Origin of the sequence: Terriglobus sp. (assembly GCF_965201105.1) — a bacterium.
Classification (GTDB): Bacteria; Acidobacteriota; Terriglobia; order Terriglobales; family Acidobacteriaceae; genus Terriglobus.
Map to the genome: position 1 here is coordinate 4,061,891 of NZ_OZ241741.1, position 13,591 is coordinate 4,075,481.

General features: G+C 64.0%; 9 protein-coding genes. 3 read left to right on the forward strand and 6 right to left on the reverse strand.

Annotated elements, in window-relative coordinates; translation table 11 throughout:
• Positions 1 to 116 precede the first annotated feature (116 nt).
• Entirely contained in the window at positions 117 to 1,982 is a 1,866-nt protein-coding gene (gene aspS / locus ACOFKT_RS17830) for an aspartate--tRNA ligase (RefSeq protein WP_419805335.1), read from the reverse strand.
• A gap of 65 nt (positions 1,983 to 2,047) precedes the next feature.
• Between aspS and ACOFKT_RS17835 the strand changes: the two genes are divergently transcribed.
• Complete coding sequence (locus ACOFKT_RS17835) at positions 2,048 to 4,711, forward strand: hypothetical protein (protein WP_419805336.1); 2,664 nt, start codon at positions 2,048 to 2,050, stop codon at positions 4,709 to 4,711.
• A 31-nt stretch (positions 4,712 to 4,742) separates the two neighbouring features.
• Here ACOFKT_RS17835 and ACOFKT_RS17840 read toward each other — a convergent pair whose 3' ends face one another.
• The 5 genes from ACOFKT_RS17840 to hisS form a co-directional block, all read right to left on the reverse strand.
• Positions 4,743 to 5,243 carry a hypothetical protein gene (locus ACOFKT_RS17840; protein WP_419805337.1) on the reverse strand — a complete coding sequence of 167 codons (501 nt, stop codon included), beginning with the start codon at positions 5,241 to 5,243 and terminating at the stop codon, positions 4,743 to 4,745.
• A 205-nt stretch (positions 5,244 to 5,448) separates the two neighbouring features.
• A complete protein-coding gene (locus tag ACOFKT_RS17845) occupies positions 5,449 to 5,892 on the reverse strand; it encodes a DUF1810 domain-containing protein (RefSeq protein ID WP_419805338.1) in 444 nt (147 codons plus the stop codon).
• Positions 5,893 to 5,929: 37 nt separating this feature from the next.
• The gene (locus ACOFKT_RS17850) at positions 5,930 to 6,544 is read right to left on the reverse strand and encodes a DUF1287 domain-containing protein (protein ID WP_419805339.1); all 615 of its coding nucleotides are present in this window, start codon (positions 6,542 to 6,544) and stop codon (positions 5,930 to 5,932) included.
• Positions 6,545 to 6,649: 105 nt separating this feature from the next.
• Positions 6,650 to 6,841, reverse strand: coding sequence for a type II toxin-antitoxin system HicB family antitoxin (locus ACOFKT_RS17855; RefSeq protein WP_419805340.1), 192 nt, complete (start codon positions 6,839 to 6,841; stop codon positions 6,650 to 6,652).
• Between the two features lie 4 nt (positions 6,842 to 6,845).
• A complete protein-coding gene (gene hisS, locus ACOFKT_RS17860; RefSeq protein ID WP_419805341.1) occupies positions 6,846 to 8,183 on the reverse strand; it encodes a histidine--tRNA ligase in 1,338 nt (445 codons plus the stop codon).
• Between the two features lie 263 nt (positions 8,184 to 8,446).
• On the opposite strand from hisS, the gene ACOFKT_RS17865 reads away from it, so the two are divergent.
• Both ACOFKT_RS17865 and ACOFKT_RS17870 read left to right on the forward strand, forming a co-directional pair.
• Entirely contained in the window at positions 8,447 to 11,929 is a 3,483-nt protein-coding gene (locus tag ACOFKT_RS17865; RefSeq protein WP_419805342.1) for a carboxypeptidase regulatory-like domain-containing protein, read from the forward strand.
• Between the two features lie 252 nt (positions 11,930 to 12,181).
• Positions 12,182 to 13,528, forward strand: a complete 1,347-nt coding sequence (locus ACOFKT_RS17870; protein ID WP_419805343.1) for a Gfo/Idh/MocA family protein — start codon at positions 12,182 to 12,184, stop codon at positions 13,526 to 13,528.
• Positions 13,529 to 13,591: the final 63 nt, after the last annotated feature.

Here is a 13,591-nt window from a genome sequence, read left to right on the forward strand (position 1 = left end):
TTCAACCGGTGCCCGCAATGCAAGCAGCGTCAACCTAAGACAGTGTCATCCTGAGCGCAGCAAAGGATCTGCTTTTTCTCAAACTCTCGCGAAGCGAGAGGGTACACGCAACGCCGCTACCCGCGCGGCGCCACCCGCAGGTGCAACTCCCGCAATTGCCCCTCGCTCGGCGCACTCGGCGCCTCGCACATCAGGTCCACCGCCTTCGCCGTCTTTGGAAATGCAATCACCTCGCGCAGGCTTGTCGCCCCCGTCAACAGCATCACGATCCGGTCCAGTCCCAGCGCGATGCCACCGTGCGGCGGCGTGCCGTACTCCAGCGCCTTCAGGAAGAATCCGAACTGTGCGTGCAGTTCCTCATCCGTCATGCCCAGCGTGCGGAAGATCTCCGCCTGCACCTCTCCCTGGTGAATGCGGATCGATCCCGAGCCTAGCTCCAGCCCGTTCAACACCACGTCATACGCCTGCGCCCGCACCGCACCCTTATCGTGGTACAGCGCGCCGCTCGCAATGTCCGCCTCGTGCGGGCTGGTGAATGGGTGGTGCGCCGCGTCCCACGTGTGCTTCTCTTCATTCCACTCATACATCGGAAAGTCGGTCACCCACAGAAAGCGGTAGTCCTCGGCCGTGCCCTTCTTCTCAAACAGACCGTGCTTGTCCGCGTACTTCCGCGCCAGCTCCAGCCGCAGCGCACCAACCTTCTTCGGAATCCACAGCCGGTCATAGTTCCACAGCGCCGGCGTTCCCAGCTTCGGCGTCACCACGATCGGCAGATCGTTCGTCGTGAAGTTGTCGCCGTTGAACCCGACCGTCGTCGCATTCAGGTGCGCCCCAATCTCCTCAGCCAGCGGCACAAACGCCTCATTCGTGCGCAGTCGTGCCAGGTCCAGCACATCCAGCCCCGTTTCGCCAAAGAACGCGCGCACCTCGCCCAGCAGCGCCTTGCGCGCCGTTCCGCTCAGCTCACCCACCCTCGGGACTACAAAGCCAAACACCGGCAGAGCCTGCTCGATCCGCAATGTCTCGCGCAGCGAAGGCGTCAGCACTTCGCTCAAATCCGCCATCGCGGGCAGCCGCATGTCCGGCTTATCAATGCCGTACTTCCGGATCGCCTCGTCATAAGTCATCCGCGGGAAGGGAACCGTAATCGGCTGCGTTTGGTCTGGGAAGGCCGCCGCAAACGCCGCCGCCACAAACCGCTCCGCAATTCCGAAGATCGCATCCTGCGACGGAAATGTAATCTCTAAATCCACCTGCGTGAAGTCCGGCTGCCGGTCCGCCCGTGGGTCCTCATCGCGAAAGCATCGCGCGATCTGGAAGTACCGGTCCATGCCGCCGATCATCAAGAGCTGTTTGAAGATCTGAGGCGACTGCGGCAGCGCATACACCGTGCCCGGATGCACCCGCGACGGCACCAGGTAGTCGCGCGCGCCGCCCGGCGTGGTCCGCGTCAGCAGCGGCGTTTCGATTTCCAAAAAGCCTTCGCTCGAAAGCTGCGCGCGAATCGCCTGCATCACCTTGTGCCGCACCAGCAGGTTGCGTTGCATCTCCGGCCGCCGCAGGTCCAGGTAGCGGTACTCCAGCCGCAGCTCCTCGTTCTGCACCGCGTCTTCCGCGGGCGAAAACGGAGGCGTCTTCGCATCGCTCAGCAGCAGCAGTTCCTTCACGACGACTTCAACCTCACCCGTCGCCATGTTCGGGTTCGTCAGGCCCTCGCCTCGCAGCCGCACGGTGCCGATCGCGGCCACCACAAACTCCGGCCGTGCCGCCTCCGCCTTCTGCAGCGAGTCGCCCGACTCACTGCGGTCCACCACCACCTGCGTCACACCGCTGCGGTCGCGCACATCCAGAAAGATCAGGTCGCCATGGTCACGCCGCCGGTTCACCCACCCCATCAGGATCACGGACGTGCCCGCATCCTCCGCGCGCAGTTCGCCGCACATGTGCGTCCGCTGGTGCTGCCCCAAAAAGTCAAGTTTCACAATCCCCCTATTGTACGGAGCATTGCATCGCAACACCCCCGCGCCCACTCGCGTCCAACCGCTACATGACGTTCGCGCGCCCACTCGCACGGCTCACCCTGTGCCTCGCCGCCCTCAGCCTTCTGCCCACGCTCGCCCACGCCGACGACCCCGCGCCTTTCAATCTCACCGGCCCCAAGGTCAGCGTCCGCGTCACACGCAACGGCAAAACCCTGCCCATCGCGCAGGTGCCGAACCTGCAGGGCGGCGACAAGCTCTGGGTCCACGCTGACCTGCCCGCCGACCAATCGAACCACTTGCTGCTCGTCATTGCCTTTCTACGCGGCACCACCAACGAACCGCCCGACAACTGGTTCACCAAAGTTGAGACCTGGGACAAGAAAGCCCGCGAAGGCACCACCGTTACCGTGCCCGACGGTGCGCAGCAGGCACTGCTCTTCCTGGCGCCTGAAACCGGCGGCGATTTCACCTCGCTTCGCTCCACTGTCAAGCAGAAGCCCGGCCAGTTCATCCGCGCCGATGCGGACCTGAACCAGGCCTCGTTTGAACAGCAGCGCATCGAACGCTACCTGGCCGCCATGAAGGCCGTCACCCCCGACGACGCAAAGGCAATCCAGGACCGCTCCACCAGGCTCTCCGCCGCCCTCGGCCTCAGGGCAAAGGACGACTGCTTCAAGCAGCCTGTCAACCAGCAGGTCGGCTGCCTCACCCAGGCCAGCGCACCCGTAATCCTGGGCGACACCCAGGGCCAGAACCTCGCGCAGGCGCTCTCCAGCAACGGCGGCGGCGACCTGGTGAACCAGGCCTCGTACACCCAGGCTGCGGGCGGCGGCAGCTACTCCGCCTATGTCGGCGCCATCGTTGACGTGGTCCGGCTGGTCGGCAACCTGCGCAGCAGCCCCGACTACCAGTACATCCCCGGCCTGACCTTTCCTGAGGGTGAAACGCTCAACCTGAAGCTGAACACGCCTCCCTCGTTCAACAAGCCCAAGACCGTCATCGTCGTCGGCCTGCCCGCCATCCAGAAAAACGTGACGCCACAACTGCGCGCGCAAACGCCCAACCAGGTCGCGTGCCTGCTGCAGCCAAACATGACGCTGCTCGTCACCGGCGCGCCCCTTGTTTTTTCCACCAGCTTTGCCCACGATCTTGCGTTGCACCTGGATCGCAGCGCCGGCGCAACAGACATCCCTCTCAAGCCCGACGCTGTGAGCGGCGGCCTCCTCGCCCAAACCGCGACGGAGCCCAGCGGCGCAAACCCCGCCCCCGACGGCGACAACATCATCACCGGCACTGTTCACGGCAACTGGGGCTTCGACACCTTCGAAGGCCCCACACTCAAGCTGCAGCAGACCGACGGCGGCAGCTTCAAAGTGGTTGGCGACACAGAGGCCATCGCGGGTCAGGATAAGAAGCTCCAACTCCGGGGCGACGCCACCGGCTGCGTCCAGCACATTGCCCTTGTCGACCGCAACGATCACAAGCAGGATGTCGCCTTCAAGCCCGCTAACGGCGACACGTCCAAAAACACGCTCGACCTGACCGTTCCACTCAAGGACAAGCAGCCCGGCGACTACAGCCTCCTCGTCCAGCAGTACGGCAAGCCCGGGGCAGACAGGATCCCGCTCACCGCCTACAACGGCGCCATCAAGCTCGGCACCGTGAAAATTCACGCGGGCGACGCCCAGGCCGTGCTCACCGGTGACGGCGTCGCCAACGTCGCCTCCGTGCAGATCGCCGGCCAGGACTTCACGCCCACCGGCAGCGGCGACGATCCCAACATGCTCCACCTCGCCGCCAAATCCGGCGTTTCGCCCAAAGCTGGCAACGAAGCCACCGCCAAACTCAAAGACGGCCGCACCCTCCCCGTCCAGATCGAAGCCGAAGCCGCGCGGCCCACCCTTAAGCTGCTCAGCATGAAGACAGAAGCCACGCCGCAGCAGGGCACCCTCCCCGTCACGCTCACCGGCAAAGACGAGATCCCGCTACAGGGCAAACTGAACCTTGTCCTGCAAAGCGCACAGCCGTTCGACCATGCGCAGCGGGTTCAGGTCGCCACCGTCTCCGGCGGCACCCACACCGAGCTCTCCTTCGCCGGCAATGCCACGGGCGGCACGCTCACCCTGCAGGACGAGCACACCGCCATCGCCACCCTCGACCCGCAAAAAGCCTTTGGCGACTCCGCATTCGGCAAGCTCCAGGTGCGCTCCGTCGCCGCAGACGGCACCCCCGGCGACTGGGTCCCGCTCGGCACCCTCGTCCGCCTGCCGCAGATCAGCGCGGTCCAGTGCGTAAGCCCTGCCACCGCATCCGGAGCCGCTCCCGGCCAGCCCGCAGCTCCGGGTGCCGCCACGGCGCCCAACTGTACGGTGCAGGGAAGCAAGCTTTTTCTCGTACAGGCCTTCAGTGCAACGCAGGACTTCAGCAAGCCGGCCGAAGTCCCCACCGGCTTCTCCGACGCGAGCTTCACCACACCCGCCCCCGCTGGCGGCAACACGCTGTACCTGAAGCTCCGCGACGATCCAGCCAACATCGCCACGGTCAAGCTGCCAGAACCGCCGCCGCCTCCCATAAGCGCAGCGGCAGCTCCCACCGCCGCAACACCCGCGCCACCATCCACAGCCGCCGCGCCTTCACCCGTCCAACCCACACCGCCCGCACCTGCACCGTCCGCAGCTACAGCGTCCCCTTCGGCACCGCCACCGTCTGTTGCACCACAGCAGAGATAACCATCACCGAAGCCGCCGGAAAAGGCTCTGGCTACGGTACCGAAGGCACCGCAATCACCGCGATCTGCCATCCCTTGTCGGTGTGCTTCATCGTCGCACTGTGCGGCAGCGGCCGGCTTACCTCAAGCGCCATCAGCGGAAACGCCTTTTGCATCGCCGGTGACCGCGTCCACAGCGCAGGGGAGGCGACCGTTGCGTCGAACTGCACCTCCGTCGCATTGCCGAACAGATCGTCGGGCCGCGTCGTCATGCTCACAATCCGGTCCACGTGCCACTTTCCAAAGCACAGGTTTCCAAAGCCTTGCTCGGTCTTGTCGTCTCGCCAGAACGCACGGCCGGCATTCGTCAGCTTGTAACTATGGCGCTGCACGTCGATCAAGCCAGCCTGATCGAGAGCGCGTGCTTCCTCTGCGGTAACGGACTTGGACCGGCCCTTGGAGTGTTCCAGCGTGACAGAGTTCGTCCACACGCATGCGGGCTCCGTGGCATAAAAACGATTCAGTGCCGCCTGCACCTCATCCGCCTGGGACACAGGCTTGGCCTGATGGCAGCCCCCAATCAGCGCACAACCGCACATTGCCGTCAGCAGAACCGCACCGCGTAGGCATCTCTTCATGTCCGTTGGACGCTTCACGGGCGGCACTCTCATCGATCATGGGATGCGATTCGTCGTGGTTCCGAAGCAGCGCCACATGCCGGAGTCGCGTGCCATCGCCACGGTACCGTGCCGCCGTGCCTCACCACAGCAGCCTCAGTGTCGCCTCGTCCTTTTTTCCGCCGAACCATTTCCCCAGCGCGTCCTGAAAGGCCGTCTCCTCCGGACTCATCGCAACCGAAGCCTCGGCAAACAGCGTCATGCTCGAGTGAAACTTTAAATCATCCGGATATCCGAATACCGCGTCCAGCGAACGCCCGTTCACCGCATTCACCGCCGCCGTAATCTCCCGCAGCCGCGGCCCCAGCACCGGATGCCTCAGGTAGGCCACCGCCTCGTCGCGCCCGCCGATCGCATACCGCTGCGCCATGCTGCTCGACCCCAGCCCGCTCACCTGCGGAAAGATAAACCACATCCAATGGCTGCGCTTCTCTCCGGCCTCTATCTCGCGCAGCGCCTGCGCATACACGCCCTGCTGCGCCTCCACGAACCGCTCCAGATCGAACCCGCTCGCATCCACCGGCACCACTCACCTCGCACGCCGTTGGATGCCGGCACGCGTCTCAACCGCTCCAGCGATACCGCCCCACTGCCTTGTGCGACGCATACAGCGACATCGGAATCTCCTGCACACCCTCGCCCAGGTTATTCACAATGACCGGGTCCGGCCCTTCGCTGCCCACCACGCCCACATGCGGCAGCCTGCCAAAGATCAGCCATGTCACAAAGTCGCCGCGGCGCACATCATTTCCAAAGAAGTCTCCCGGAGCGGTCCCGCTCGCCGCAAAGATCCGCGCTCCGCGCCGCGCCCAGTACGTCTGCAGGTTCAGCACCCGGCGGTGATCGATGTTTGTGTCGGTCCCACGCGCGCCCCACGCCCGCGGATACGCCGCAAACGCCTTTGCCATGTCCTGATGCACCAGCACCTGCAGGTCGCGCCCGAGCGCATCCCGGCACGCACGCACCACCACATCCGCGCAGATGCCCGTCGACCGCGGCACATCCCCATTCGGATACGCGATCGCTCGGTACGCCGGGTCATACCCGGTCGTGACCCCCAGTTGCGCTCGCGCCGCCGCGGCAATCCGCTCGCCGGTCGAAGCGCCCACCGCGCCCCGCACCGCGCCCGCCACCGCAAATACCGAAGCCCCACCCACAAACGCCCGACGGCTCAGCACACACGCTCTCCGCCCACAAAGACACCGCGGCTTGCAGAAAAGTGCCAAACCTTACGCGGCTTCAGCCGCCGAGGTGGAGCTATCGTCAACGGGGATGACGCGGCTTCAGCCGCCGAGGTGAGGAACTTCGTCCGAAACGGTATCGACCTCTTCCGCCAGGACACGGAACGCCAGGCTCTCAACCTGCTCACGTGCTTCCGAAACTGTCGCGCCGTACACCATCACGTCAGGCATGCTCACCACCTCGGCAATCCAACGTCCGTCGTCTTCCCGCTCAAGCTCGATCGCAAAGTCCAAATTGCTACTCCCCCAACACCGCCGCCAACTCCCCAAACCCAACCTTGCGCTGCTCGCCCGTGGCGAACGTCTTCACCGTCGCCACCTGGTGCGCCACTTCGTCCTCACCCACAATCACGATCGCCCGCGCTACCCGCTCCGCCGCCTCAAACGATCGCTTCAGGCGGAACGACCCATCCCCCACCTCAACCGCCAGCCCTGCCGCGCGCAACTCATGCGCCAGCCGCAGCGCAGCCGCATGCTGGCCCACGCTCAGCGGCGCCACATACGCGTCCATCTTCGGCGTCACCGCAATCTCACCTGCCGCAGCCGCACGCGCCTCCTCCAGCGCCTGCAGCGTCAGAATCAACCGGTCCTCGCCAATCGCAAATCCGATCCCCGGCGCGCGCGGCCCACCCAGCATCTCCGAAAGCCCGTCGTACCGGCCGCCGCCCAGCATTGCATTCTGCGTGCCCAGCCCCAGGTTCACCGTGAACTCAAACGTCGTGCGCGTGTAGTAATCCAGCCCGCGCACCAGCCGAGGGTTCACCGTGTACGGCACACCGCACGCGTCCAGCGAATCCAACACCGCCGCAAAATGCGCCTTGGAAGCGTCATCCAGATAATCCGCAATCTTCGGCAGGGCGTCGATGATCTCCTGATCCTCCACGTCCTTGGAATCCAGCACCCGCAGTGGGTTCGTCTCCGCGCGACGCTGGTTGTCCGGACACATCCGGTCCTTCACCGGCCCCAATGCCTCGCGCAACGCCGCCACATACCGGGGCCGGTCCGTGCTCGACCCCACCGAGTTCAACTGCAACCGCCATCCGCGAAACTCGTTTTCCGCCGACGCCCGCGGAATCTCCAACGCGTCCAGCAGCGCGGCCAGCATCTCCAGCACCTCCGCATCGCGCAGCGGCGACTCCGAACCCGCCGTCGCCGGCCCAATCACCTCCGCGCCGATTTGAAAGAACTGCCGGTAGCGCCCCTTTTGCGGACGCTCCCGCCGGAACTGCGGGCCAATGTAGTACAGCTTCTGCAACTGCCCCGTGTCGCCCAGCTTGTGCTCAATGTAGGCGCGCACCACGCCCGCCGTGTTCTCCGGCCGCAGCGTCAGGCTTTGCGCCTTCTCACTCTGGGCGCGCGCCCGGTCCTCCCACGTGTACATCTCCTTGGAGACAATGTCCGTCTCCTCGCCCACGCCACGCGCAAACAGCTCCGTGGCCTCCAGCACGGGCGTGCGGATCTCGTGGAAGCCGTAACGGCGAAACACATCGCGCGCCACCGCTTCCACGCGGTTCCACAGGGCAGTTTCAGGCGGCAGGAGGTCGCGCGTTCCGCGAACCGCTTTGATCGTGGGCATAGCTTTCAGTGTAGCCAAAGCGCCCGTCGCGGCCTGTCAACTCCGGAACCACGGTGCCTGCAAAAAGCTCCCTCTATGCAACGCGCGTTGTGCCGCGTTAGCGCTAACGTGCCAATGGGGAACATTTGCAGGTGGGGAATATGCCGCTTGACAGCCGTAGCACGCTGCCCGTACTTTTCCGCTGTCCGAGAAAGACAAAAACGTTTCGCCGCGAACCCGCGCCGCTCCGCCGGCAGTTCGCCCGCTCAGGAGTTTCCCAAGCCATGTCCATCATCCAAGAACGCCGGACGCACCGCACCCTGCTGGCTTCCGTTTGTGTTGCCGCCATGCCGGCCGCCCTGTTCTCCGGCGTGTTCACCATAGCCGCGCTGCTCACCCCCGCCGCGTTGCGCGCCCAGGCCGCCGGCACCGCCAGCGTTCAGGGAACGGTCAAGGACTCCACCGGTGCCGCCATTCCCAATGCGCAGGTCGTCTTTACCAGCACGGATACAGGTGCTAAGCGCACCGTCACATCCTCGGGATCCGGCGACTACTCCATCCCCAACGTGCCCGTCGGCAGCTACAGCATCAAGGTCACCGCCCAGGGTTTCTCCGGATTCCAGCAGCGCGGCATTCTTGAAGTCGGAAACTCCGCCACCGTAGATGCCACGCTCAACATCGGTTCCGAATCCCAGACCGTCACCGTCGAGGCAGGCGTCGCGGCCCTAGAAACCGAGACCGTCAACTATAAGCAGGTCGTCGATCAGACCCGCATCAACGAGCTTCCGCTGAACGGCCGTCAGGCCACCCAGTTGGCCCTGATCACAGGTGGTGCCGTGACGCCGCCTGCCAACGACATCCAGACCTCCAAGAACTACGCCAGCTCCACCGTTATCTCCATCGCCGGCGGCCAGGGTAACTACAACAACTACGTGCTGGACGGTGGTTACCACACCGACAACTTCACCAATACCAACCTGCCGTTCCCGTTTCCTGACGCTCTGCGCGAGTTCTCCGTCGAATCCAACTCGCTGCCCGCCCGCAACGGCATCCACCCGGGCGCGCTGATCAACGCCGTCACCGTCTCCGGCACCAACGACTGGCACGGCTCCGCCTTTGAGTTCCTGCGCAACAACATCATCAACGCGACGAACTTCTTCTCGGTCAACCAGCAGACCGGTGCCCCGGTGCGCGACACGCTCAAGCGAAGCCAGTTCGGCGGCACCTTTGGCGGCCACATTATCAAGGACAAGCTGTTTTTCTTCGGCGGCTACCAAGGCACGCGCAACCGCCAGGTTGGCAACGGCAGCACCTACTGCCTTCCCACACCCGCGGAGCTCGCCGGCGATTTTAGCCAGATGGGCGGCTCCTGCAGCAAAAACGCGGCAGACGGCTCTAACCTGGTGAACCCATCCAACGGCCAGCGCATCAACACCACGCCCGGCACCGCCGGCTACCGCCGGGTCGACCCCAGCACCTACTCACCCCAGGCACTCAACGTCATCAAGATGCTGCCGCTGTCCCAGGAAGATCCGTTCGGCCTGGTCGGTGTCGCCCTGCCCGCGAACAACCAGGAAGATCAGTACATCGGCCGCATCGACTGGAACATTTCGCAGCGCCACACCATGTTCGGTCGCTACTTCATCACCAACTACAAGCAGCCGAACTACTACTCGCCGACCAATCTGCTGCTGACCACCACCGCCGGCAACGACGAGCGCGTGCAAACGGCCACCTTCGGCGACATCTTCAACATCTCGCCTACTGTCGTGAACACCTTCCACGCCACGTGGGCACGCCGTCGCGACAATCGCGGACCAACATCCGGCGGTATTAACGCCAACAACGTCGGCGTCAATATCTTTCTGTATGTCCCCGTCGACTTCCGCTTCAGCGTCAGCAATGGCCCGTCCGGCGGCTGCGGCACCTGCTCGCCCGGCTTTTTCAATTCCAACAGCGAAGATTTCTCCGACGATATCGACTACCAGCACGGCAAGCATGCCTTTGCTTTCGGCGCCGAGTACATTCGCGCTGCCGACAATACCAACGCCGGCTACCTGCAGAACGGCCAATATACCTTCAACGGCCAGCTCAGCGGCGTCAACAACAAGAACGTCGGCGAGGGCATGATCGACTTCCTCACCGGCCGCGTGCAGAGCTTCGGCCAGAGCCGTTCGCAGCAGACCGCCTTCCGCCAGAACATCTTCTCCGGCTATGCCCAGGACACCTGGCACGTTCGGGACAAGCTGACCCTGAACTACGGCATTCGGTATGAGCCCCTGCTCTTCCAGGCCGATCGCTACGGCCGCGGCAGCACCTTTGACTACAACGCGTTCGTAAACAACACGCGCTCTGCCCGCTTTCCACTCGCGCCCGCCGGCACCCTTTTCCCCGGCGACACCGGCATCAACAAAGCCATGGTGAATAACCGCCTCAACAACTTTTCACCGCGTGTCGGTCTCGCCTATCAGGCGCATCCCACCACGGTTTTTCGCCTCGGTGGGGCCATCATGTATGACACGCCGCCGCTCTACCTGAACCAGCGTCAGACCACCAATCCGCCCTACACCAACGAGATCGATCTCACCGGTAACATCCCGTTCGCCAACCCGTGGTCCGTCTACGGGAACGGCACCGACCCGTTCCCCGGCATCTTTCCGCCAAACGCCACCGCTACGTTCCCGACCACCGGCCAGTACGTCGTCATGAAGCCGGGGTCGCGCACACCGGCCATCTATCAGTGGACCGCATCGGTGCAGCAGGAACTGGGCCGCGGCTGGAACTTCTCCGCCAACTATCTCGGCAACCGCAACATTCATCAGTACATCGGCACCTATCCCTACCACGCCACTTTCATCCCTGGTGTCTCCACGGGCATAGCCGGTTCCTGCGGTCCACTCACCGGTACCAACCTGCCCGCCCCCGGTGCGCCCTGCTCCAACACGGGCACCGCCAACACCAACGCCCGCACAGCGCTTTCCCGCGTCAATCCGTCACAGGGCCTGCTCTACAGCCCCACCTTCACGGTCATTGACGACCACGGCTACTCCAACTACAACGGCGGCATCTTTACCGTCCAGCACCGCTCCGGCAACTTCAACTTCCTCGCCAACTACACCTGGTCCAAGTGCATGGACCTGGTCGATAACCAGGGCGACATCGCCGGTTCCAGCTTGCAAAACAGCAGCAATCCGCACGGCGACTACAGCGTCTGCGGCTACGACGTCCGCCACATCGCCAACGTGACCTTCATCACGGAGAGCAAGGTGAGCCGGCTGCACGGCATCTCCGCCGCCCTGGTCAACGGTTGGCAGATCGCCCCCTACATTCGCCTCACCAGCGGAACGCCTATCAACGTCAGCTCTGCCTCTGACATCTCGCTGACCGGTCAGGTCAACGACCGTCCAAACCTCGTTCCCGGTGTCGCCGTCCTCAGCGGCACCAAGGTCACCAGCCGTGCCACCGGAGGCAACCGCTTCTACTTCAACAAGGCCGCTTTTGCCCTGCCGTCGACCGGCACCTACGGCACCCTGCCCAGAAACTTTCTGCGCGCCCCGAACTACTACAACATCGATGTGTCGCTCGCGCGCAACTTCAACGTCTACGAACGCCTCCGCCTCCAGATTCGCCTGGAAAGCTTCAACGTGCTCAACCATCCCAACCTAAACGGCTTCAACACCAGCAACCCCAACGGGTCTACCTTTGGTTACGCCAACAGTGCCTCTGATCCGCGCATCTTCCAGCTCGCTGGCCGCTTCACCTTCTAACCCGGAGGGAACAGGGGCTTGCACCGAAACCTGCATTGTTGGCGACAGCCGTAGAACATGTGTGCGTAAAGAAGGTTCACAAGCACTACCTACATCTCTCCAAACATCGTGCCCCACCTTCGCCGCGTTTTTTGCGGCTAAGGTGGGTGATCCGGCAATACATTGAACGAGCATGTCTTCAGAAGAGCATGACTTCAGCCATACTCTTCCGCCTACCCAAATAACCCAGGCTTTCGCCCCCGAGGGGACTCCATGAGCGACACCACCCGCCGCACCTTTCTCAAGCAAGCCGGCCTCGCCACCGCTGCCACCTCGCTCTGGACCGCCCGCTCCTACGCCGCCATTCCCGGCGCGAACGACCGCGTCCGCACCGCCATTGTCGGCTGTGGTGACCGCATGCGGCAGGCGCTCATCCCGTCCTTCCTCCAGCGCTCGAAGCAGATGAATTTCGAGTTCGTCGCCGTTTGCGACATCTGGAACAAGCGCCGCGACGACGGCGTCGCCTTTGTTCAGAAGAAGATGGGCGGCGGCACTCTCGAAGCCGTTCGCAACACCGACGAGCTCTACGCCCGCAAGGATGTCGACGCCGTCCTGGTCGCCACCGCCGACTTCCAGCACGCGCACCACGGCACCGAAGCCGTCCAGCACGGCCGCGACGCCTACGTCGAAAAGCCCACCGCGCACACCATGGCCGATGCCCGCATGTTCCGCGACGCCGTCCACAAATCCAGCCAAATCGTGCAGGTCGGCACCCAGCGCCGCTCCACGCCTTCCTACCAGCGCGCCTACGAATACATCCACTCCGGCGAGTTCGGTGACATTGTCGCCGTCGAGATGACGTGGAACGTCAACCAGCCCGGCCGCTGGCGTCGCCCTGACGTCGTCCCGCTTCTGCACGAGCAGGACACCGACTGGAAGCGCTACCTCATTAACCAGCCGTTCGAACCCTTCGACGCCCGCAAGTACCTCGAGTTCCGCCTCTTCTGGCCCTACAGCTCCGGCATCCCCGACCAGTGGCTCGTCCACCAGATCGACACCGTGCACTGGTTCACCGGCTACCCGCATCCGCGCTCCGTCGTCGCCAATGGCGGCATCTACGCCTGGCACGACGGCCGCCGCAACTGGGACACCCTCACCGCCGTCTTCGACTACGGCCCGCTCGACGACCCGTCCAAAGGCTTCCAGGTCATCTACTCCTCGCGCCAGACGAACGAGGCCGGCGGCGTCAAGGAAATCTACCGCTCCGTCGGCGGCTCGCTTGACATGGACAAGCAACTCGTCTCGTCCGAAGGTGGCCTGACCGCAAAGTACGCCGGCGAGATGCACATGCAGCCCCTCCTACTGAAGGACTTCAACCTCGGCAACCCCGAAAAAGTCTCCAACGACGCCAACACCGGCGCCGACCCGCAGACCTCCGCCAACATGCAGAACTGGATGGAGTGTGTCCGCTCCCGCAAAACCCCCAACGCCAGCATCGACGCCGGCTACTCCCACTCCGTCGCCCTCTGCATGTGCATTGCCGCCATGCAAACCGGCGCCAAGGTCACCTTCGACGACAAAACCCAACAGGTCGTCGCCGGAGGCAAGCATGTCGCCTGACCGCCTGCAACGAAATTGTCATTTCGACCGGAGCAGGACAGCCTTATCGTGGGGCGCAGTGGA